The following is a 19,447-nucleotide window of genomic DNA, read 5'->3' on the forward strand; positions in this document are numbered from 1 at the left end:
AAAAAGGCGTCCACCGGCTCGCGCAGGGTGGCCAGTTCGGCCAGCGCCTCCTGGTAGCGGCCCGCGGCAAACAGCGGCTCCAGCTTATCGCGCAGCACCGTAAGGTGCGTCGCCAGCTGGATCTCCGCCGCGTCTTTCAGCACCGAAGCCCGCACGTCGCCGTTCAGGGTGTCGGTGGCCTTGGCCAGGATATTGGACACGCGCTTGTTGGCGGCCGCCAACGCGGCGGCGGCGTCCAGGGTGCGGAAATAGGTGACCGCGCGCATGCGGGCGTCGAAATCCGCCGGCCGGGTAGGCCGGCGCGCCAGCACCGCCTGGATGGTGTCGACGCTGTGGCCCGCTTCCTGGTACCAGGCGCGGAAGCGGCCGAGCATAAAGTCGACCACATCATCCACCACCCGGGCATTGGTGAGTTTTTCACCGTACAGGCGCGCGGCTTCGGTGGCCAGGGCCGATAAATCCAGCGGCAGGTTGTTCTCGACGATAATGCGCAGCACGCCCAGCGCGGCGCGCCTGAGGGCAAACGGATCTTTATCGCCTTTCGGATGCTGGCCGATGCCGAAAATACCCGCCAGGGTATCCATTTTCTCGGCGATGGCCACCGCCGAGGATACCGGCGTAGACGGCAGGGCGTCGCCGGAGAAACGCGGCTGGTACTGTTCTTTCAGCGCCAGCGCCACGTCTTCCGGCTCGCCGTCGTGACGGGCGTAGTGCATGCCCATCACGCCCTGGGTATCGGTAAACTCAAACACCATATTGGTCACCAGGTCGCACTTGGACAGCAGCCCGGCGCGGGCGGCGTGCTCCACGTCGGCGCCAATCCGGCCGGCAACCCAGCCGGCAAGCGACTCGATACGATCGCTTTTATCGCGCACCGTGCCCAGTTGCTGCTGGAACAATACGGTATCCAGCCGGGGCAGCCGGTCTTCCAGGCGTGTTTTCAAATCGGTATGATAGAAAAATTCGGCGTCGGCCAAGCGTGGGCGCACCACTTTTTCATTGCCGGATATCACCTGGATCGGGTCTTTGGATTCGATATTGGAAACAAAGATGAAGTGCGGCAGCAGCTTGCCCTGGGCGTCGTACACCGGGAAGTATTTCTGATCGCCCTTCATGGTATAGACCAGCGCCTCGGCGGGAACGGCAAGGAATTTTTCCTCAAAGCGGGCGGTGAGCACCACCGGCCATTCCACCAGCGAGGTTACTTCTTCCAGCAGGCTGTCGGTCAAATCGGCAATGCCGCCGATTTCCCTGGCCGCCGCCTCGGCGTCGCGCTTGATCTGGGCCTTGCGCAGATCGTAATCAGCCATCACCTTGCCGCGTTCCAGCAGCAGGGCCGGGTATTGGTCCGCATTGTCCAGCGTCAGTTCGGCCTCGCCCATAAAACGATGGCCGCGCACGGTGCGGGCGGAGTCTATGCCCAATACCCGCCCCGGGATCAGCTCGTCGCCCAGCAGCAGGACGACGGTATGCACCGGGCGGATAAACTGCGTGTCGCTGTCGCCCCAGCGCATCATGCGCGGGATCGGCAGTTTAGCCAGCGCGGTGGTGACCATGCCCGGCAGCAGGTCCTGTGCGCGCTTGCCTTTGACCGACGCCCGGTAGAGCAGCCATTCGCCCTTGTCGGTCACCTGGCGCTCCGCCTGGTCGACGGTGATGCCGCAGCCGCGCGCCCAACCCTCGGCAGCCTTGGTGGGTTTACCTTCGGCGTCAAATGCCTGGGAAACGGCGGGACCGCGTTTTTCAATGTTGCTGTCGGCCTGGGTGGCGCCGAGATTGAGTACCTTGAGCGCCAGGCGGCGGGGCGAGGCGAACCATTTCACCTCGTCATGGGGCAGGCTGGCGCCGTCGAGTTCGGCGGTAAACAGGGTGGCGAACGACTGCGCCAACTGGCGAAGCGCCTTCGGCGGCAGCTCTTCCGTGCCGATTTCCACCAGGAAAGTGTGTTGCGTCATGGCCGGCCTCTTATTTCTCGTTCTTATTGCACATCGGAAAACCCAGGGCTTCACGGGAAGCGTAATACGCCTCGGCGACCGCCTTGGTCAGGGTACGGATCCGCAGGATATAGCGCTGACGTTCGGTAACCGATATGGCTTTGCGGGCATCCAATAAGTTAAAGCTGTGCGCCGCCTTGAGAATACGTTCATACGCCGGCAGCGGCAGGGGATTTTCCAGCGCCAGCAGCGTTTGCGCTTCTTTTTCGTACTGATCGAAGCAGACGAACAGGAAATCGACGTCGGCGTATTCAAAGTTATAGGTGGATTGCTCCACTTCGTTTTGATGGAATACGTCGCCGTAGGTGGTCTTGCCCAGCGGCCCGTCGCTCCAGGTCAGGTCATAGACGCTGTCCACGCCCTGCAGGTACATGGCCAGGCGTTCCAGGCCGTAGGTGATTTCGCCGGTCACCGGACGGCATTCCAGCCCGCCCACCTGCTGGAAGTAGGTGAACTGGGTCACTTCCATGCCGTTGAGCCACACTTCCCAGCCGAGTCCCCAGGCGCCGAGCGTCGGGTTTTCCCAGTTGTCCTCGACAAAGCGGATATCGTTAATGGTCGGATCCAGCCCGACTTCTTTCAGCGAGCCGAGATATAATTCCTGGATATTGTCCGGGGACGGCTTGATGATGACCTGAAACTGGTAATAGTGCTGCAGGCGGTTGGGGTTTTCGCCGTAACGGCCGTCGGTGGGACGGCGCGACGGCTGTACGTAGGCGGCGGCAATCGGCTCCGGTCCCAGCGCCCGCAGGCAGGTCATGGGATGGGAGGTGCCCGCGCCGACTTCCATATCCAGCGGTTGGATAATGGTGCAGCCTTGACGCGCCCAGTAGTCCTGTAAGGTCAGGATCAGGCCCTGAAAGGTCTTGGGATCAAACTTTTGCATGTTGAATTCGCACGCGATAAAAGTGGATATATTAAGAATGCGCCAGTATACCCTCTGGCGGTAAGATATACAGCCCAATTAAGGAGTAAGGCGATGATCCGGCCGTTACTGCCCGCCGATATGCCCGCGCTGCTGGCGCTGTGGCTGGACAGCACCACCCGCGCCCATCCGTTTATCCGCGCCGGCTACTGGCGCGAGAGCCTGCCGTTGGTGCGCGACGAATACCTGCCGCAAGCCCGCAGCTGGGTGGATGAGCGCGACGGCGTCATCACCGGTTTTATCAGCGTGCTGATGGACCAGTTCGTCGGCGCGGTTTTTGTCGCGCCCCGCTACCATCGCCAGGGCATCGGCCGGGGGCTGATGGCGCAGGCCAAGCGATGCTATCCGGTATTGTCACTCGAGGTCTACCGGTTAAACCGCGCCGCCTGTCATTTTTATTACCGCCAGGATTTTCGCGAAATCGGCCAGGCGTTCAACGCCGAAACCGGTCATGTGCTGCTGACCCTGCAATGGCGCGCCGGTTAAAAGCGGTTGTTACCGCACCAGGATTGGCTATGCTAACGCTAGCCCGCGGGTTATCCATCCGGTGCGAAAACGTTGCCCACGCATGCGCTGGCGCGGCAAACAAAAAATGCCGCCGGGACGAAGAGGCGTCATCCGCCGACGCACGTTGTTCAATGGATTAATCAGCGCCGCCGGGGCGCGGATACCTTTACCCGCCGCGCAGGCGTTTGAGTTTACATCAGGAGAGATACGTCGTGAGCCAGCAAAAAGGGACCCGCGCATCGGGACGCGCCACCATCAGCGATGTGGCCAAAGCCGCCAACAGCGGCAAGACCAGCGTGTCGCGTTATCTAAACGGCGAGCTGAACCTGCTTTCCGAGGATCTGAAGGCGCGCATCGAAGCGGCCATCCTGCAGCTCAACTACCGTCCCAGCCAAATGGCCCGCAGCCTGAAGGGGGGCCAGACGCGGCTTATCGGCCTGATCATCGCCGATATCACCAATCCCTATTCCGTTGACGTGATGCGCGGCATCGAGGCCGCGTGCCGCCGGCACGGTTTTACCCTGCTGGTATGCAACACCAATAATGAAGTGAATCAGGAACGGCATTATCTTCAATTACTTAACGGTTACCAGGTGGAGGGGATCGTGGTGAACGCGGTGGGCATGCATGAGGATGCGCTCGCCATGCTGCAGCAGTCTTTGCTGCCGATGGTGCTGATTGACCGCAAAATTCCCGGCTTCGCCTGCGACATGGTGGGCCTGGACAACCGCGAAGCGGCGACCCGCGCCACCGGGCATCTGATCGAGCAGGGGTTTGAAGCCATTATGTTCTTAAGCCAGCCCCTGGGCACGGTGAATACCCGCATCGAACGGCTTCAGGCCTTTCGCGCCTGCCTTGCGGCGCATCCGGATCTGGCGGCGGAAGAGGCGGAATGCGCGCTGGACGATACCGACGCCCTGGCGACCGTTATCCAGGACTTTAACCGCCGCCACCGCGGCATGCGCAAGGCCATACTATCGGCCAACGGCGCGCTGACGCTGCACATCGCCCGCACCCTGCGGCGCCAGGGCCTGCACTGGGGCAGCGATATCGGCCTGCTGGGTTTTGACGAACTGGAGTGGGCGGAGCTTGCCGGCGTGGGCATCACCACCTTCAAGCAGCCGACCTATCAAATCGGCTACGCCGCGCTGGAACAATTGTTAAAGCGCATCCAGGGCGCCGATGAGCCGGTCTGCGAACAGGCGTTCAAGGGCGAGCTGATCGTGCGGGGGTCAACTACCCGTTAACCCGCCGCATCGTTGTCTTTTACGCTAGAGTCCAGATTTTGACGAAAAAAAAATTTTACGAATAAAATTGAGTCATATAACAACAAAAATGTAGTTACAAAAAAGTAATGTGTTTAATTTTCGAATGGGACTACGCTAAAAATCAGATCAACGAGAAAAAGCAAGGACTTAGCTTTGAATTGGCCCGGCATGTGTTTGCAGGCCCCAGCGCATTATCCATCCAAGACCGGTTAGAAGGCGGGGAATGGCGTTGGCAGACACTCGGCATGATCGCCGGCCAGATTGTGTTACTGGTGGCCCGTACTGCCAGGGAGCGGGATGAGGGCGGCCAATGGGTTGAAGTCATTCGCGTCATATCCGCCCGTAAAGCGGATAAGAAAGAGAGGAACCGTTATGAAAAAGCAAAATTCAGTTAATACCGCTCATCACCACAGCATTCCTCCATTAACTGAGAATCAAAAGGTGGAACTGGCCGCGTTAGCCAAAAAAGATGATCATGATATTGATTATGGCGATGCCCCCTCGTTGGATGATGAGGTGTGGGCTAATGCATCCCAAGGCCGGTTTTATAAGCCCGTTAAAATTCAAAAAACGGTCAGAATCGATGCCGATGTATTGGCATGGCTGGAAAAATCCGGGACTAAGGGATATCAGACGCGTCTTAATGCAATTTTGAGGCGGGCCATGTTGGCCGAGTGTCAAGGCTACTGATTTTAAGCCCCTTAGCGGGCTTGCGCCCTGCGAACGTCGTCACCGTAGGGTAGTGGACCATGGTGTTACCCTAAAAATCTCTCTATGGGCTTGCCTGCACTCGCTTGACTCTCAAATAAACCCCACCTGGTTAAATTAGTGACACCGATCATAAATCTGACATAACGGACTTCTCAATGGAACCGGTACCATCTACCGTAAAACCATCAGCGCGGAAATGGTATCCGCCCGGGAGTCCAAGATGAAACATGATGTGTTTGTGGTCACCGCCGCGTATGGCAATGATACCGTACTCGCCATGGGCGGGCAGCATAAGCTGCTGCCGGGTATCGCCGGGTCGGGCGCCAGCGGGGTGGAAATACGCCGCGAGCTGCTGACGGAAACCGACCTCACCCGCCTGCCCGAACTGGCGCGGGCGATAAGCGGCCATGGTCTGCGCTGCTTTTATTCCGCGCCCGAGGCGTTGTTTGCCCCGGATGGCACGCCAAACACATTATTGCCGCAACTGCTCGCCGAAGCAGGCCGGCTTGGCGCCGAGCGGCTAAAATTATCCTTAGGCCACTATTCCCCCGCATTTGATATCGCCACCCTGGGCAGACTGCTGATGTCCCAGCCCGTGCGGCTGATGGTGGAGAACGACCAGACCGACTGCGGCGCGTTGGCCCCCATCAACGCATTTTTGCGCCAGGCCCGGGAGGCGCGGCTGCCGGTCGGCATGACGTTTGACATGGGCAACTGGCGTTGGGTGGGGGAAGATCCGCGCGCGGCGGCGGTGGCGCTGGCTCCCTTTGTCGATTATATCCATGTCAAGGTCGCGCTTTCGCTGGATAACGGCTGGCGCGCCGTACCGCCGCAAACCGACGGGCGGGACTGGCGCCGGGTGCTGGCAAGCCTGCCGGGCGATGTGCCGCGCGCTATCGAGTTCCCGCTGGAAGGAGAGGATTTGGCGGCGGTGACCCGCCATTTTGTCGCGCTATTGCAATAAACCCGATTAAACACGCCGCGTCGGTTGGCGATGGTCGGCGCGTCACGGGATTGTGGCGCGTTGCAGGACCGAATGTGGCAGGGGGATGGAACCGGTACCAAATTGCTTTTTTTACCAACGTGCGCCTTATGGATCGCCCGGCAAGCCAATGGCGCGCGGCGCAGGAAACACGACAACAACATCTGAACATCCGCCACTACCCTACCCTGCGGCGGTTGCGACAGCAGCACTATCAACGAAGGAATACGTCTATGAGCTTAGCTAAATTAGCACCAAAACGTTGGTGGTATATTATGCCGATTGTTTTTATCAGCTACAGTCTGGCATATCTCGACCGGGCCAACTTCAGTTTTGCCTCCGCCGCCGGTATTAACGATGACCTTGGAATAACCAAAGGGGTATCGTCATTATTGGGCGCGCTGTTTTTTCTCGGTTATTTCTTTTTCCAAATCCCCGGCGCCATATATGCCGAACGGCGCAGCGTCAAAACGCTGATTTTCTGGTGCCTGGTATTATGGGGCGGATTCGCCGCGCTCACGGGCATTGTCAGTAATATCCCCATGCTGATGGCGATACGCTTTGCGCTGGGCGTGGTGGAGGCGGCGGTAATGCCGGCGTTACTGATTTATATCAGTAACTGGTTTACCAAAGCCGAGCGTTCGAGGGCCAATACCTTCCTGATTCTCGGCAACCCGGTGACGGTTTTATGGATGTCGGTGGTCTCGGGGTATTTGATTAACGCCTTTGGCTGGCGGGAAATGTTTATTTTCGAAGGCATTCCGGCGGTTATCTGGGCATTTTGCTGGTGGCTATTGGTTAATGACAAACCCGCCCAGGCGAAATGGCTGTCGGAAGACGAAAAACAGGCGCTGCAACGGCAGTTGGCCAAGGAACAGGAAGGCATCAAAGCGGTACATAATTACGCCGAGGCGTTCCGTTCGCGTAATGTGATTATCCTGTGCATACAGTATTTCGCCTGGAGCATCGGGGTCTACGGATTTGTATTATGGTTGCCGTCCATATTGCGCAACGGCATGGAAATGGGCATGGTGCAGGCCGGCTGGTTGTCCGCGGTGCCTTACCTGGCGGCCACTATTGCCATGATTATCGTCTCCTGGGCGTCCGACAAATTACAGAAACGTAAAATCTTCGTCTGGCCGCTGCTTTTGATAGGCGCGCTGGCGTTTATCGGTTCCTATCTGCTGGGCGCCCACCACTTCTGGGGTTCCTATGCGCTGCTGGTGATTGCCGGCGCCGCCATGTATGCGCCCTACGGGCCATTCTTCGCCATAGTACCGGAAATGCTGCCGCGCAACGTCGCAGGCGGGGCCATGGCGCTGATTAACAGCATGGGCGCCCTCGGCTCGTTCGTCGGCTCCTGGGTGGTCGGTTACCTTAACGGCGCCACCGGCTCGCCTTCCGCTTCCTATATCTTTATGGCGGTGGCGTTGCTGGTATCGGTATGGCTGACATTAATTGTCAAACCGGCGGAGAACAGGGTGCCGCGCATGGCGTAAAGCCGCCGTTGCCTGTTCCGTTAACAGGCAAAAATGGTATGCTGATAATAATTGATAGATGACTAATGACATGGCCTGCCAACGGAGATGATGATGAAACCTGCCGTAGTATTGTATAAAAAGTTGCCCGACGATCTGCGCCAACGTTTGGATGAGCATTTCAACGTTTCCGAAATCGAGAACCTGGGCGCGGAAACTATCCGCAAGCATGCGGAAATATTACAACAGGCCCAGGGTATTATCGGCTCCGGCGGTAAATTTGATAACACGTTGCTCGACCTGCTGCCCAACCTCAGGGCCGCGTCGACCATTTCCGCCGGCTACGATCAGTTTGACGTCGACGAGCTGAACGCGCGCGGCATTGTGCTGATGCACACCCCCAATGCCCTGACGGAAACCGTGGCCGACCTGCTGATGGGGCTGGTGCTGGCCACCGCGCGGCGCCTGGTGGATCTGGCGGAAAGAACCCGGGCGGGCAAATGGAAGGCCAGCGTAGACAGCACCTGGTACGGCACGGATGTGCATCATAAGACCCTGGGCGTGGTGGGTATGGGACGTATCGGCATGGCGCTGGCCCAACGTGCGCGCCTGGGCTTTTCCATGCCGGTGTTGTATAACGCCCGTCGCCGGCACGCCGAAGCGGAAAGCCGTTTTGACGCGGAGTATTGCGATCTGGATACCCTGCTGGCCCGGTCGGATTTTGTCTGTATTATCCTGCCGCTGAGCGATGAAACCCACCATCTGATCGGCCGCGAAAAACTGGCCTTAATGAAACCCGGCGCCATTCTTATCAACGCCGGACGCGGGCCGGTAGTAGACGAGGCGGCGCTTATCGAGGCGCTGGAAAACCACGCCATACGCGGCGCCGGGCTGGATGTCTACGAGCAGGAGCCGCTGCCGGCGACCTCGCCTCTGCTGCGCCTGCCGAACGTGGTAGCCTTGCCGCATGTCGGCTCCGCCACCGATGAAACCCGTTACCAAATGGCCGCCACCGCGGTGGATAATCTGATCGCCGCCCTGACCGGCCGGGTAAAGGAAAACTGCGTTAATCCCCAGGTCATCAAATAACTGCTGCGCCCGCCGTTCTTTCGTATCGATTCCCCGCCCTCCGGGGCGGGAAAAGCGTATCATGGCAACTAAAATAAATGCTGCCGGCATCAGCGCTAAGCTATGCTTTTCTTTGGTATGCGATAAAATGGAATCAAGCGGTATGGAAAGGAACAATAATGACCATTAGTCATACTCACATTAAAATCAGCACCTTTGTGCTGATGCTGCTGTTTATTGCGATCATTATCCCTTTGCACTTATTTCCCTGTTTTGTCGCGGGGTTTCTGGCGTATGAAATTATCTTCGCGCTGACCCCTTGGTTTGAGCGCATTATCGGTGGCCGTGCCCGCTGGGTAGTGGTAAGCATCATCGCCGTGGTGGTGGTGGTGGTAATGACGCTGTCCATCGTCAGCCTGGTGAGCTTCCTGACCTCTAATATTCAGCGCGGAATTGATTTAACCGCCGAGACCAACCGTATTTTTTCCGGGGTAAAAAACCGTCTGCCTGATATATTGCCCGCCTACCTGCCGGACAGCGCTGAAGAACTGAAAAACCAGGTATTCGCCGTGGTGGAAAAAAACCTGATTACCATCCGCAATATGGGGCGCAGCTTTTTACACGGCCTGATAACCATATTGATAGGGCTGATTATCGGCGCGATAATCTCGCTGAATAAACCGTCGGGACGCACCACCTACTTTCGCGAACAACTGCTGCAGCGCGTGCAAAATTTATCCAGCTCTTTTCGTAATATCGTTTTTGCCCAGATAAAAATATCCCTGGTCAATACCATACTGACCTCGATCCTGCTGCTGGTGGTCTTTCCGCTGTTCAAGGTGCACCTGCCCTTATCCAAGACACTGGTGGTGGCCACGTTTATCTTTGGCCTGCTGCCGATAATCGGCAACCTGATCTCCAACTTCCTGATGATTATCTCGGCGCTCTCCGTCTCGCTGCCGATAGCGGGCGTGGTGCTGGTGTACTTGATGTTGATACACAAGCTGGAATATTTCCTTAACGCCGAGATTGTCGGCAACCGCATCCAGGCCAAATCCTGGGAACTGCTGCTGGCCATGCTGGTGTTTGAAGCGGCGTTCGGACTGGAAGGCCTGGTTGCCGCGCCTATCTATTACGCCTACCTGAAGACCGAACTGCGTTATCTCGACCTGATCTAGGACCGGGGAATGGCGGGTGAACAGAGGGACCGACCGCGCAATGGTTTGCCAGGCAGGATGCGCAAATAATCCGGTTTACCCCATGGCTTTTCCTTGCCATAGTAGGCTTTCGGCAGCAGTTGCCCGGCATGGCGCCAAGGTCATGGCGGCACTCAGGCTAACGTCAACATTATTCAAACACATATTATGACCTATTCGCTTTTCGGTGAAAAATTTACCCGCCATTCCGGCATCAGCCAGCTGATGGCCGATATGAACGACGGCCTGCGCACGCCGGACGCCATTATGCTCGGCGGTGGCAATCCCGCCGCCATCCCGGAGATGGACCGTTACTTCCAGGCGTTGTGCCAGTCCATGTTGACCGACGGCGCCCTGGCCGAAGCGCTGTGCAACTATGACGGCCCGCAGGGGAAAAATGCGCTGCTGACCGCGCTGGCGGCCATGCTGCGCCAGGAACTGGGATGGCCGGTCAGCGCGCGAAATATCGCGCTGACCAACGGCAGCCAAAGCGCTTTTTTTTACCTGTTCAACCTGTTTGCCGGGCGCGGCCGGGACGGCGCCCTGCGGCGGGTGCTGTTTCCCCTGGCGCCGGAATACCTGGGTTATGCCGACGCCGGGCTTGAGGACGATATGTTCGTCGCCGCCAAGCCGACCATTGAGCAACTGCCGGACGGCCAGTTTAAATATCATGTGGATTTCGAGAATTTGCAGGTGGGTGAAGATATCGGGCTGATTTGCATTTCCAGGCCGACCAATCCCACCGGCAACGTCATTACCGATCAGGAGCTGTTGCGCCTTGACGCGCTGGCCCGCCGGCACCAGGTGCCGCTGCTGATTGATAATGCCTACGGTCTGCCGTTTCCCGGCATTATCTTCAGCCAGGCCACGCCGTTATGGAATCCCAATATTATCCTGGGCATGAGCCTGTCCAAGCTGGGGCTGCCGGGTGCGCGCTGCGGTATGGTGATTGCCAATGAAGACGTTATCGACGCCATCAGCAATATCAACGGCATAATCAGCCTGGCGCCGGGCGGCCTCGGCCCGGCGCTGGCCGCCGAGATGATCCGCCGCGGCGATTTAATGCGCCTGTCGCAAACGGTCATCCGCCCGTTCTATCAGCAGCGGGTGCTGCAGACCATCGCCACCCTGCGCCGCTACCTGCCGCCGGAGCGGTGCCTGATCCACAAACCGGAGGGGGCGATCTTCCTCTGGCTGTGGTTCCAGAACCTGCCGATTACCACCGAGGCGCTCTACCAGCGGCTTAAACAGCGCGGCGTCCTGATGGTGCCGGGGCATTATTTTTTCCCCGGGCTGGCAACCGACTGGCCGCATGCGCATCAATGCATGCGGATGAACTACGTGCCCGACGCCGGCAAAATTGAGCGCGGCATCGCTATATTGGCGCAAGAGGTGGAACGGGCGTTCCAGGAAACAGCGGCGGCAACCGGCCGCTAGCGCGGGGGATGCCGCCGCCGGCCGCCGGCAAAACCCGCCCCCTTTACCCGCAGACGCGCGTGGCGGGGTCAGTCGTTAGCCACGGTTTTTACCAACGAAAACGCCGCGCGGGTCTACCGCGCGGCGCTATTTTTACCGGAATTATTGCCGATCGGCCGTTGCGCCGTCAGCCTGATGCTCAAGCACCTGGGGCTGGGCGTTACCAATGGCTATCTTGCGCGGTTGCAGGGATTCCGGCACATGGCGTTCAAGCGCGATATGCAGCAACCCGTTGAGGAATTCCGCCTGCGTCACCGACATATGTTCCGCCAGGGTAAAGCTTAGGGAAAATTCCTTGCAGACCAGGCCCTGGTGCAAATATTCCACCTGCCGTTCGGCCAGGGCGGGTTTTCCGGCAATGGTCAGGCGCGTCCCTTCCACCTCAAGGGTCAGCTCTTCCTGCTTAAAACCCGCCAGCGCCAAAGTGATGCGATAATGGTTATCATCGCTTTTTTCAATGTTATACGGCGGGAAGGTAAAAGCTTCCTGATTGCCCTGCATGGAGCTGGCTAATTTATCAAAACCAATCCACTGACGCAGTAAAGGTGACAGATCATAATTACGCATGGTATCAACTCCTTCTATGAAGCGAGATTATTTTTCCCCAGCCCGCGGCTGGGATAGCCCCCGGTTAAGGCGGGCGGATGTTATTACATTAACGCGGCGGCCGGCCGCGATCGGTTTAATTGATTTCGATACGCCGCGGCTTCAATGTTTCCGGCACAACGCGTTCTAAATCAATATAGAGCAGGCCGTTTTCCAGATTCGCGCGTTTAATTTGGATGTGCTCGGCCAACTGGAATTTGCGCTCGAAATTGCGTTCGGCAATGCCCTGGTATAAATAGTTCCGCTCGGCGGGTTCTTGCGCATGGGCGCCTTTAACCGTTAATAAATTATCATGGGCGGTAATATCCAGCTCATTTTCGGCGAAACCGGCTACGGCAATGGCGATGCGATACTGGTTTTCATTTACCAGTTCAACATTGTAGGGAGGATAGCCGCCGTTGCTCTGGCTTTGTCCTGATTCGAGCAGATTTACCAGCCGATCAAAACCGATAGCGGAACGGTACAGGGGTGACAGATCATAATTACGCATAAAAAAGCCTCCAACATTCAGCGAGGTGACAAACAACCTTCCGGATGGACAGGTCAGTGACCTAAATACCCTTACGGCATACTTATCTACGGTCACATATATAAAATGGAGACGGTGGCCGCTTTTTCAAGCGAGGCCAAGAAAAAAATTTTCACTGTTTAACGAAAACTACAAGTCGCGCGCTCAATATCCATTACAATGATAGCGGTGGGAGCAGGTATTTAACAAAATACCCGGCGGGATGCTTAGCGTTAGTAAAATTACAACCCTAATGGATGTACAAGGACTATGTTAAAACAAGCATTTTTCATTGTGACAACAGGCTGTGCTTTGCTGGTCAGCAATGGATGTTCGAGCGTGATGAGCCACACCGGGCCAAGCCAGGGCTATTATCCGGGTACCCGCGGTAGTATAAAAATCATCGAGGATAAAGATACCAGTTGGGCCATGGTGCCGCTGGTGGCCATCGATCTGCCGTTCTCCGCGGTGCTCGATACCCTGCTGCTGCCTTATGATTACCTGCGCAAGGACAGTGATAAATCCGCCGACTCCCCCCGCGAGCGTATGCTGCATGGCGGCGTCAATAGCCCCGGCGGTTCTCCGCATAAAAACAAGGCCGGCGGCGCTCATCCGCTATAATATCCCGCCGGCGAAATGGAAGGCTCACGTTGGCCCGGCCGGGTTTTCATTACCCTGGTCCTGTTGACAGAACGCCGCCCGCCGGCGGTGCTTCAGCGTCATGGGGATAACCGACTTGACCGGCGCCGTTTCCCCTTCCATGGCCTGCGTCATCGCCCGGAACGCATGCTCGACCCAGGCATCTTCGTCCTGGCGCATCGACCAGGTGTTATTGGGGAGAAAACCCAGCATGGGGTGCTCATCGAAAGTACCGATATTCATCCCGGCGGGTATATAGCCATAATGCTCGCGCAGTACGTTAAGCGCCCCTTCCAGAACCGGCAGCGACGAGGCGATAAAGGCCGGCGGCGCGTCCCGGTGCTGTTCGAAAAAACGCTGCATCAGCAATTGGCCGTCTTCGCGCCGGTTATGCTGGGCGGTCAAAACCCAGTCCGCGTTTTCGCTGATGCCATGGCCGGCCAGCGCGTTGATAAACCCCTGCAAACGCTGTTTTATGGTCGGCTGCTGCATATCGCCGGCCATAAAAAACAACGGTAACGTCCCGGCATCAATCATGGCATGGGTTAACGCCGCGCTGCCGTTGACGTTATCGCTGACCACCAGCGACACCTGGCTATCGCTGAAATCGCGGTCGAGAAACACCAGGGGTTTGGTAAAACGCTTGATATGGTGATTCTGCGCCTGCAGTGACGAGGGCACCACGAACAACCCGTCGACATTACGTTGCTGCATGGTTTCCACCAGGGTATTTTCGCGCTCGGCATCGCTATAGGTACAGCTGGTGGTCAGCTGATATCCCGCTTCGCGGCAGCGTATTTCCAGCTTTTCCGCCAAGGTGGAGAAAAACAGGTTGGATAACCTGGGTATGATAAGGCCCAGGGTATCGGTTTTATTCAGCTTCAGGCTGCGGGCGGCGTGATTGATGGTATAACCGTATTCGCCCACGTAGCTGTCAATCTTGCTTTGCGTTTTGGCGCTGATACGGTATTGCCCGCCTTTACCGTTAAGCACAAGGCGAACGGTGGTGATTGAAATACCCAGCGCTTTGGCTATCTGCTCTACGGTCTTGGCCATCGTATTGGTGGATCCTATTAGCAAAACTCTTCGGATAAAGCAGTATAACGGACTGGCTAACTCGAATCAGCGGATAATTGCGCCAAATGCCTGCGCTTTGCTCAACAGAAGGTGATTTCCCTCTTTCGGGCAGGCGCCGACACCTCCTTTGGGGTCAGATATGGATCCCTTGTTCCCGCGCTTCCCGCGTCAGCAGCCGGGCAATATCGCCCAGCGGCTCGTGAAAAGCGGCCGCCACCGGCGCGAAGGGGGCGCGGCAGCGGGCGCTGGCGATGATGCCCATGTCGCGCAGGATAAATTTCAGCGCCGGGAATACGCTCGCCCGCACCAGCACGTCGATAACGCTATTGCATTGCGCCTGCAGGCCCCGGGCCTCGTCCTGGCGTCCCGCGCGCAACGCCTGCCATAACGCGCGGTAGCGCCAGCCCATGATATTAAAGGTACTGCCGACGCCGCCGTCGGCGCCGGTGCTGATGCCCGCCAGGAAGACCTCGTCATAACCGTTCAGTATCAGCGTTTGCGGAAATCGGCGCCTGATCTGTTCGGTTTGATACATATCAAGCGAAGTCTGCTTAAGGCCGATAATTCCCGGCGTCTCCAGCAGTTCCCGCAGGGAGTCCATGGCAAACGTTACCCCGCTCATCGCCGGGATATTGTAGACAATCAGCGGCACGCCCTGCGCCGCGGCCACGATATCCCGATAGTAGCCGATGATTTCCCGCGGCTGGTAAGGAAAATAAATCGGCGGGATGGCGGAAATGGCGTCATAACCGGCCGCGGCGCACACCGCCGCCAACCGTTGGCTTTCCCGGGTGCTGATGGCGCCCACATGGCCCACCAGGCGGCGTTTGCCGCCGCAGCGCCGGGCGACGAAGTTCAGGATTGCTTCCCGCTCCCCGGTGCTTTGCAATAGCGACTCGCCGGTGGATCCGCCGACGTAAATACCGTCGAGCGGTTGTTGCATAATGACCTCGAGCAGCCGCTCAAGGCTTGGAAAATCAATGGCGTCGTCCTCGGTAAAAGGCGTCGCCAGCGCGGCGTAAAGCCCGGCAAGTGCTGTCATAAAAGCCTCTAATCGGCGTTGATTAATAAAAAATGTTGTCGTTTAAACCAGGCTCAGCGCGTTATTTTCACCGACAGATCCGCCCGGTAGCTTTCCTTGGTGATGCACACGCAGCAGATGGTAATGGTCGCCATCACCGCCAGGAATAGCGACACCGGCCAGGAATCGCCGCCGGACCAGGCGATTAACAGGGTCGCGATCATCGGCGTCAGACCGCCGACGATATTGGCCAGTTGGAAACCCAGCGACACGCCGGTATAACGCACGTTAGTGTCGAATAATTCCGCAAAAAAGGCCGGCTGCACGCTAAACATCATGCCCAGGCCGACGGAGTAACAAAACGTGGTGGCGAAATAGAACATTTTCACCGAGCCGGTATCGATCATCCAAAACAGCGGGAACGCGAAAATCAGCGTAATGGCCGCGCCGGCGAGGTACACCGGCCGCCGGCCGATTTTATCCGACAGATACCCAAAGAACGGGAAGGTAAAAATACCGACGAAGCTTGCCAGCAATAAGCCGTTAAGGGCGGTCTCGCGGCTGAAGTTTAATTGCCGGGTGACATAGGACATAAAAAACGCCACCGTCAGCCAGCCGAGCACAATTTCGCCCATGCGCATGCCCATGGCGGTCAGCACCGCGCGCCAATGGTATTTCATTACCGCGATAATCGGGAACTCATGCTTCTGGTTCTTGGCTTCGCCTTCGGTAAAGACCGGCGTTTCCTCAATCTTGGCGCGGATATACAGGCCGACAAACATCAGGGCGATGCTGAGCAGGAACGGAATACGCCAGCCCCAGCTCATCAGCTGCGGCTCCGGCAGCCAGGCAACGATGGCAAACACCGCCGTGGCGATAAATAACCCCAGCACGTTGCCCAACTGGACAAAGGTGCCGAAAAAACCGCGTCGGTGCACCGGCGCGTACTCGGTGACCATGGTTGTGGCGCCGCCCCATTCGCCGCCGATGGCGAATCCCTGGCACAGGCGCAGGAAGATAAGCAGCAACGGCGCTAGATTGCCGATGGCGTCGTAGGTGGGCACCAGGCCGATACAGAACGTCGATCCCCCCATGATCATCAACGACAGCACCAGCGATTTTTTACGGCCGATTTTATCGCCGAAATGACCAAAAACGATGGCGCCGATGGGCCGGCTGACAAAGGTAATGGACAGCGTAAGCAACGACACAATCAAGCCCATAAACGGCGTAAGCGTGGGAAAGAACAATTTCGGGAAAACCAGCGCGGCGGCGGTACCATAAATAAAGAAATCATAAAATTCAATGGTGGTGCCGCTCAGGCCCGAACCCAGCACGGTCATCAATTTTTTATTGTGCGCTTTTTTTGCGTCAGCGCTGGCGCCGGTATCGGTCACGGTTGAATCAGTTAAGATAGACATAACTCATTCCTTTTATGGTGTAGGGGATCATTACCAGGCGGACCAGCCGCCGTCGACGGTCAGGTTCGAACCCGTCATATAAAGTGAAGCATCGGACGCCAGGAAGATAATGGCGCCGTTATATTCCTCCGGCCGGGCCATGCGCCCGATGGGAATGCGGTTACAATAATTTTCCACAAACTCTTTATCCTGATCGGCGCGGAACACACCGGACGGCGTCAGGGTATTGACTCGCACCCCTTTTTTGCCCCAATAGGTGCCCAAATAACGGGTGAGGTTATAAATGCCGGATTTGGATGCGCAATACGCCACCGGCTTGGTAAAGGCGCGGCCGGTTTTCTCTTCTTTATAGGCGTAAATATCCTGTACCGGCGACAGCATGCCGTAAATAGAGCCGACGTTGATAATCGACCCCCTGCCCGCCTGCGCCATGGCGCCGCCCACTACCTGGCAGCAGAGGAAAACGCCGGTCAGGTTGACATCAATCACCTCGCGCCATACCTCCTCGGGAAACTGCTCAAACGGCCCGCTGACCTCGGGCGGTGCGCTGGGCTGGGTATCGATGCCGGCGTTGTTGATAAGCACATGCGGCACGCAAAAACGGCGTTGCGTCTCGTCCAGCGCGTTCAGCAGGGACTGCCGGTCGGTGACATCCGCCCGCAGGGTAATCACCTTTTCCGCCAGTTCCACGCCAAAGGCCGCGCGCACTTGCTCCGCCGGGATGGCCTTACGGCTCCAGATAGCCACGCTTGCGCCCTGCGCCAATAACGCACGGGTAAACTCCTGACCCAACTGACCAAATCCGCCGGTGATGACCGCGGTTTTATGTTCCAGAGAAAAAAGAGTGTCTGACATGCATTGGCCTCAATCATAAGTGCGGTTAAGGGCGGGATGGGGCTGCCCTCGTTTTGCTAAGTCGAGTTAGCAATGTATCTAATGGCCCCTGCGCTGGCAAAGTGTTTTGTTAAGTTTTGTGATGCGGATCTAATCGAATATGTTAATACGATGATGCTCTTTTGCTGCGAACGGGCGCGAAACGCCGCCGGCCGCCGTATAGATGACGGCGGCCGGCAAAGGGTAACGATAAGGTGGCCGCAAGCCTGTTTTGGACCACAATCGGCGGCTGCGGCAGCCCCCGGAATCAGTGGTCGAGCGTCAGGTCGCGGCGCGAGGTTTCCGGCGCGCGCCAGGCGGCATAGGCGGCCACGAGCGCGGCAATCACCACATATGTCGCCACATAGGTCCAGTCGTCATGATCAAGCGCCGTCAATCCCTTGGCGATAAACGGGGTAAACCCACCGGCGACGATTGCGCCCAACTGGGCGCCGATGGAGGCGCCGCTGTAGCGCACCTTGGGACCGAACAGTTCGGTAAAAAAGGCCGGTTGTACGGCGTTAATCGAGTTATGGGCGATATTGATAAGCAGGATATACCCCAATACCATCAGCACAAAAGAGCCGCTTTCCAGTAACCAGAAAAACGGAAACGCCATGGCGGCGGCGAACAGCGCGCCGAAAATATAGATTGGCCGCCGGCCGACCTTATCGGACAACATGCCGAAAAACGCATGCATCGGAAACGCCAGCACGCAGGTGGTCATCACCACGTTTAGCATGGTCTGTTTATTCACCCCCAGCTGGGAGGTGGCGTAAGAAACGGCAAACACCGTGGCGAGAAAGAACGGCACGCTTTCGGCAAAGCGCAACACCATGATAAGCAGGATACTGCGCCATTGGTGTCGTACCACTTCCACCACCGGGCTGGTGGTTTTTTCGCCGGGCGCGGCGGTGGCTTTCTGCCGTTCGCGCTGCTGCACCGTTTTAAACACCGGCGTTTCTTCCAGGCGGCGGCGCATATACAGGCCGACCAGCACCAGCGCGAAGCTCAGCATAAAGGGAATGCGCCAGCCCCATGACAGCAGCTGATCTTCCGGCAACAGCGTAATGAGCGCAAAAATGCCGGTGGCCAGCAGTTGGCCGGAAAATCCGCCGGTTTGCGGGATGGATCCCAACAAGCCGCGCAGGTTGGCCGGCGCGCTTTCCACCACCATCAACATGGCGCCGCCCCACTCGCCACCCACCAGGAAACCCTGGGCAAAGCGCAGCACCACCAGCAGGATGGGCGCCCAAACGCCGATTTGCGCCCAGGTGGGCAGGCAGCCGACCAGAAACGTCGCCACGCCCATGCCGCCCAGGGTAATCATCAAGGTGTATTTACGGCCCAGGGTATCGCCCATATGGCCAAAGAATATGCCGCCCAGCGGCCGGGCGATAAACCCGACCCCAAAGGTGGCGAACGAAGCCAGCATCGCCGCCAACGGGCTGATGGTCGGGAAAAATATCTTGCCGAACACCAGGGCGCTGGCCAGGCCGTACAGCAGGAAGTCATAAAATTCGATGGTATTGCCAATCCAGCTGGAGATCACCACCCGGCGGATATTCGACCTGTCGAGCAGCTTGCGGTCCTGGGTTATATCAAGAGAAATAGACATGGGTTCCTCATTATTTCTTATCTGCCCCACCTGGGCGGGACATGTTATGGGTGGTGGCGCGCTGTCGCGCGCCACGGGC

Annotated in this window: 19 protein-coding genes; 10 read left to right on the plus strand and 9 right to left on the minus strand. The window is 57.6% G+C overall.

Features of this window, described 5'->3' with window-relative positions; all coding sequences use genetic code 11:
- A partial coding sequence (glyS, locus tag VGC33_RS11580) for a glycine--tRNA ligase subunit beta (RefSeq protein ID WP_331120908.1) occupies positions 1 to 1,955 on the minus strand: 1,955 nt, incomplete at its 3' end.
- Positions 1,956 to 1,965: 10 nt separating this feature from the next.
- Positions 1,966 to 2,880, minus strand: coding sequence for a glycine--tRNA ligase subunit alpha (gene glyQ, locus VGC33_RS11585; RefSeq protein WP_331120909.1), 915 nt, complete (start codon positions 2,878 to 2,880; stop codon positions 1,966 to 1,968).
- A gap of 93 nt (positions 2,881 to 2,973) precedes the next feature.
- On the opposite strand from glyQ, the gene VGC33_RS11590 reads away from it, so the two are divergent.
- The 9 genes from VGC33_RS11590 to VGC33_RS11630 all read left to right on the plus strand — a co-directional run bounded on the left by VGC33_RS11590 (position 2,974) and on the right by VGC33_RS11630 (position 11,566).
- Positions 2,974 to 3,405 (plus strand): N-acetyltransferase, encoded by a 432-nt coding sequence (locus VGC33_RS11590; protein WP_331120910.1) that lies wholly within the window; start codon positions 2,974 to 2,976, stop codon positions 3,403 to 3,405.
- 233 nt (positions 3,406 to 3,638) lie between these two features.
- A complete protein-coding gene (locus tag VGC33_RS11595; protein WP_331120911.1) occupies positions 3,639 to 4,673 on the plus strand; it encodes a LacI family DNA-binding transcriptional regulator in 1,035 nt (344 codons plus the stop codon).
- Between the two features lie 107 nt (positions 4,674 to 4,780).
- Entirely contained in the window at positions 4,781 to 5,089 is a 309-nt protein-coding gene (locus VGC33_RS11600; protein WP_331120912.1) for a BrnT family toxin, read from the plus strand.
- Positions 5,067 to 5,384: a BrnA antitoxin family protein gene (locus VGC33_RS11605; protein ID WP_331120913.1), complete on the plus strand. Its 318-nt coding sequence runs from the start codon at positions 5,067 to 5,069 to the stop codon at positions 5,382 to 5,384. The genes VGC33_RS11600 and VGC33_RS11605 overlap by 23 nt, the downstream gene beginning before the upstream one ends.
- A gap of 241 nt (positions 5,385 to 5,625) precedes the next feature.
- Positions 5,626 to 6,369 (plus strand): sugar phosphate isomerase/epimerase family protein, encoded by a 744-nt coding sequence (locus tag VGC33_RS11610; RefSeq protein ID WP_331120914.1) that lies wholly within the window; start codon positions 5,626 to 5,628, stop codon positions 6,367 to 6,369.
- A 251-nt stretch (positions 6,370 to 6,620) separates the two neighbouring features.
- Positions 6,621 to 7,886 carry an MFS transporter gene (locus VGC33_RS11615; protein WP_331120915.1) on the plus strand — a complete coding sequence of 422 codons (1,266 nt, stop codon included), beginning with the start codon at positions 6,621 to 6,623 and terminating at the stop codon, positions 7,884 to 7,886.
- Positions 7,887 to 7,979: 93 nt separating this feature from the next.
- Positions 7,980 to 8,954, plus strand: coding sequence for a glyoxylate/hydroxypyruvate reductase GhrB (gene ghrB, locus VGC33_RS11620; RefSeq protein ID WP_331120916.1), 975 nt, complete (start codon positions 7,980 to 7,982; stop codon positions 8,952 to 8,954).
- Between the two features lie 158 nt (positions 8,955 to 9,112).
- Positions 9,113 to 10,111: an AI-2E family transporter gene (locus VGC33_RS11625; RefSeq protein ID WP_331120917.1), complete on the plus strand. Its 999-nt coding sequence runs from the start codon at positions 9,113 to 9,115 to the stop codon at positions 10,109 to 10,111.
- A 186-nt stretch (positions 10,112 to 10,297) separates the two neighbouring features.
- Entirely contained in the window at positions 10,298 to 11,566 is a 1,269-nt protein-coding gene (locus VGC33_RS11630; protein ID WP_331120918.1) for a valine--pyruvate transaminase, read from the plus strand.
- A gap of 141 nt (positions 11,567 to 11,707) precedes the next feature.
- On the opposite strand, the gene ibpB is transcribed toward VGC33_RS11630, so the two are convergent.
- Together ibpB and ibpA are read right to left on the minus strand one after the other, a co-directional pair.
- A complete protein-coding gene (gene ibpB / locus VGC33_RS11635) occupies positions 11,708 to 12,172 on the minus strand; it encodes a small heat shock chaperone IbpB (RefSeq protein ID WP_331120919.1) in 465 nt (154 codons plus the stop codon).
- A 115-nt stretch (positions 12,173 to 12,287) separates the two neighbouring features.
- Positions 12,288 to 12,701: a small heat shock chaperone IbpA gene (ibpA, locus tag VGC33_RS11640; protein ID WP_331120920.1), complete on the minus strand. Its 414-nt coding sequence runs from the start codon at positions 12,699 to 12,701 to the stop codon at positions 12,288 to 12,290.
- Positions 12,702 to 12,989: 288 nt separating this feature from the next.
- Here ibpA and VGC33_RS11645 point away from each other — a divergent pair, with 288 nt between their 5' ends.
- The gene (locus VGC33_RS11645) at positions 12,990 to 13,340 is read left to right on the plus strand and encodes a YceK/YidQ family lipoprotein (protein WP_331120921.1); all 351 of its coding nucleotides are present in this window, start codon (positions 12,990 to 12,992) and stop codon (positions 13,338 to 13,340) included.
- A gap of 24 nt (positions 13,341 to 13,364) precedes the next feature.
- On the opposite strand, the gene VGC33_RS11650 is transcribed toward VGC33_RS11645, so the two are convergent.
- From VGC33_RS11650 to VGC33_RS11670, 5 genes are all read right to left on the minus strand, one after another.
- On the minus strand, positions 13,365 to 14,414 hold the full coding sequence (locus tag VGC33_RS11650) for a LacI family DNA-binding transcriptional regulator (RefSeq protein ID WP_331120922.1): 1,050 nt from the start codon (positions 14,412 to 14,414) through the stop codon (positions 13,365 to 13,367).
- A gap of 154 nt (positions 14,415 to 14,568) precedes the next feature.
- A complete protein-coding gene (locus tag VGC33_RS11655; protein WP_331120923.1) occupies positions 14,569 to 15,477 on the minus strand; it encodes an N-acetylneuraminate lyase in 909 nt (302 codons plus the stop codon).
- Between the two features lie 53 nt (positions 15,478 to 15,530).
- Entirely contained in the window at positions 15,531 to 16,877 is a 1,347-nt protein-coding gene (locus VGC33_RS11660; protein ID WP_331120924.1) for an MFS transporter, read from the minus strand.
- A 30-nt stretch (positions 16,878 to 16,907) separates the two neighbouring features.
- Entirely contained in the window at positions 16,908 to 17,732 is an 825-nt protein-coding gene (locus VGC33_RS11665) for an SDR family oxidoreductase (RefSeq protein WP_331120925.1), read from the minus strand.
- Between the two features lie 286 nt (positions 17,733 to 18,018).
- A complete protein-coding gene (locus VGC33_RS11670; RefSeq protein ID WP_331120926.1) occupies positions 18,019 to 19,368 on the minus strand; it encodes an MFS transporter in 1,350 nt (449 codons plus the stop codon).
- Positions 19,369 to 19,447: the final 79 nt, after the last annotated feature.

This window comes from Acerihabitans sp., assembly GCF_036398755.1.
In the GTDB taxonomy this organism is placed as follows: Bacteria; Pseudomonadota; Gammaproteobacteria; order Enterobacterales; family Enterobacteriaceae; genus Acerihabitans.

Coding starts and splice junctions, on each gene's coding strand:
- VGC33_RS11660 (WP_331120924.1), bottom strand. CDS start 16,877: ATGTCTATCTTAACTGATTCAACCGTGACCGATACCGGCGCCAGCGCT.
- VGC33_RS11605 (WP_331120913.1), top strand. CDS start 5,067: ATGAAAAAGCAAAATTCAGTTAATACCGCTCATCACCACAGCATTCCT.
- VGC33_RS11590 (WP_331120910.1), top strand. CDS start 2,974: ATGATCCGGCCGTTACTGCCCGCCGATATGCCCGCGCTGCTGGCGCTG.
- VGC33_RS11645 (WP_331120921.1), top strand. CDS start 12,990: ATGTTAAAACAAGCATTTTTCATTGTGACAACAGGCTGTGCTTTGCTG.
- ibpA (WP_331120920.1), bottom strand. CDS start 12,701: ATGCGTAATTATGATCTGTCACCCCTGTACCGTTCCGCTATCGGTTTT.
- VGC33_RS11630 (WP_331120918.1), top strand. CDS start 10,298: ATGACCTATTCGCTTTTCGGTGAAAAATTTACCCGCCATTCCGGCATC.
- glyQ (WP_331120909.1), bottom strand. CDS start 2,880: ATGCAAAAGTTTGATCCCAAGACCTTTCAGGGCCTGATCCTGACCTTA.
- VGC33_RS11670 (WP_331120926.1), bottom strand. CDS start 19,368: ATGTCTATTTCTCTTGATATAACCCAGGACCGCAAGCTGCTCGACAGG.
- VGC33_RS11610 (WP_331120914.1), top strand. CDS start 5,626: ATGAAACATGATGTGTTTGTGGTCACCGCCGCGTATGGCAATGATACC.
- VGC33_RS11600 (WP_331120912.1), top strand. CDS start 4,781: ATGTGTTTAATTTTCGAATGGGACTACGCTAAAAATCAGATCAACGAG.
- VGC33_RS11655 (WP_331120923.1), bottom strand. CDS start 15,477: ATGACAGCACTTGCCGGGCTTTACGCCGCGCTGGCGACGCCTTTTACC.
- VGC33_RS11650 (WP_331120922.1), bottom strand. CDS start 14,414: ATGGCCAAGACCGTAGAGCAGATAGCCAAAGCGCTGGGTATTTCAATC.
- VGC33_RS11615 (WP_331120915.1), top strand. CDS start 6,621: ATGAGCTTAGCTAAATTAGCACCAAAACGTTGGTGGTATATTATGCCG.
- VGC33_RS11665 (WP_331120925.1), bottom strand. CDS start 17,732: ATGTCAGACACTCTTTTTTCTCTGGAACATAAAACCGCGGTCATCACC.
- VGC33_RS11625 (WP_331120917.1), top strand. CDS start 9,113: ATGACCATTAGTCATACTCACATTAAAATCAGCACCTTTGTGCTGATG.
- ibpB (WP_331120919.1), bottom strand. CDS start 12,172: ATGCGTAATTATGATCTGTCACCTTTACTGCGTCAGTGGATTGGTTTT.
- ghrB (WP_331120916.1), top strand. CDS start 7,980: ATGAAACCTGCCGTAGTATTGTATAAAAAGTTGCCCGACGATCTGCGC.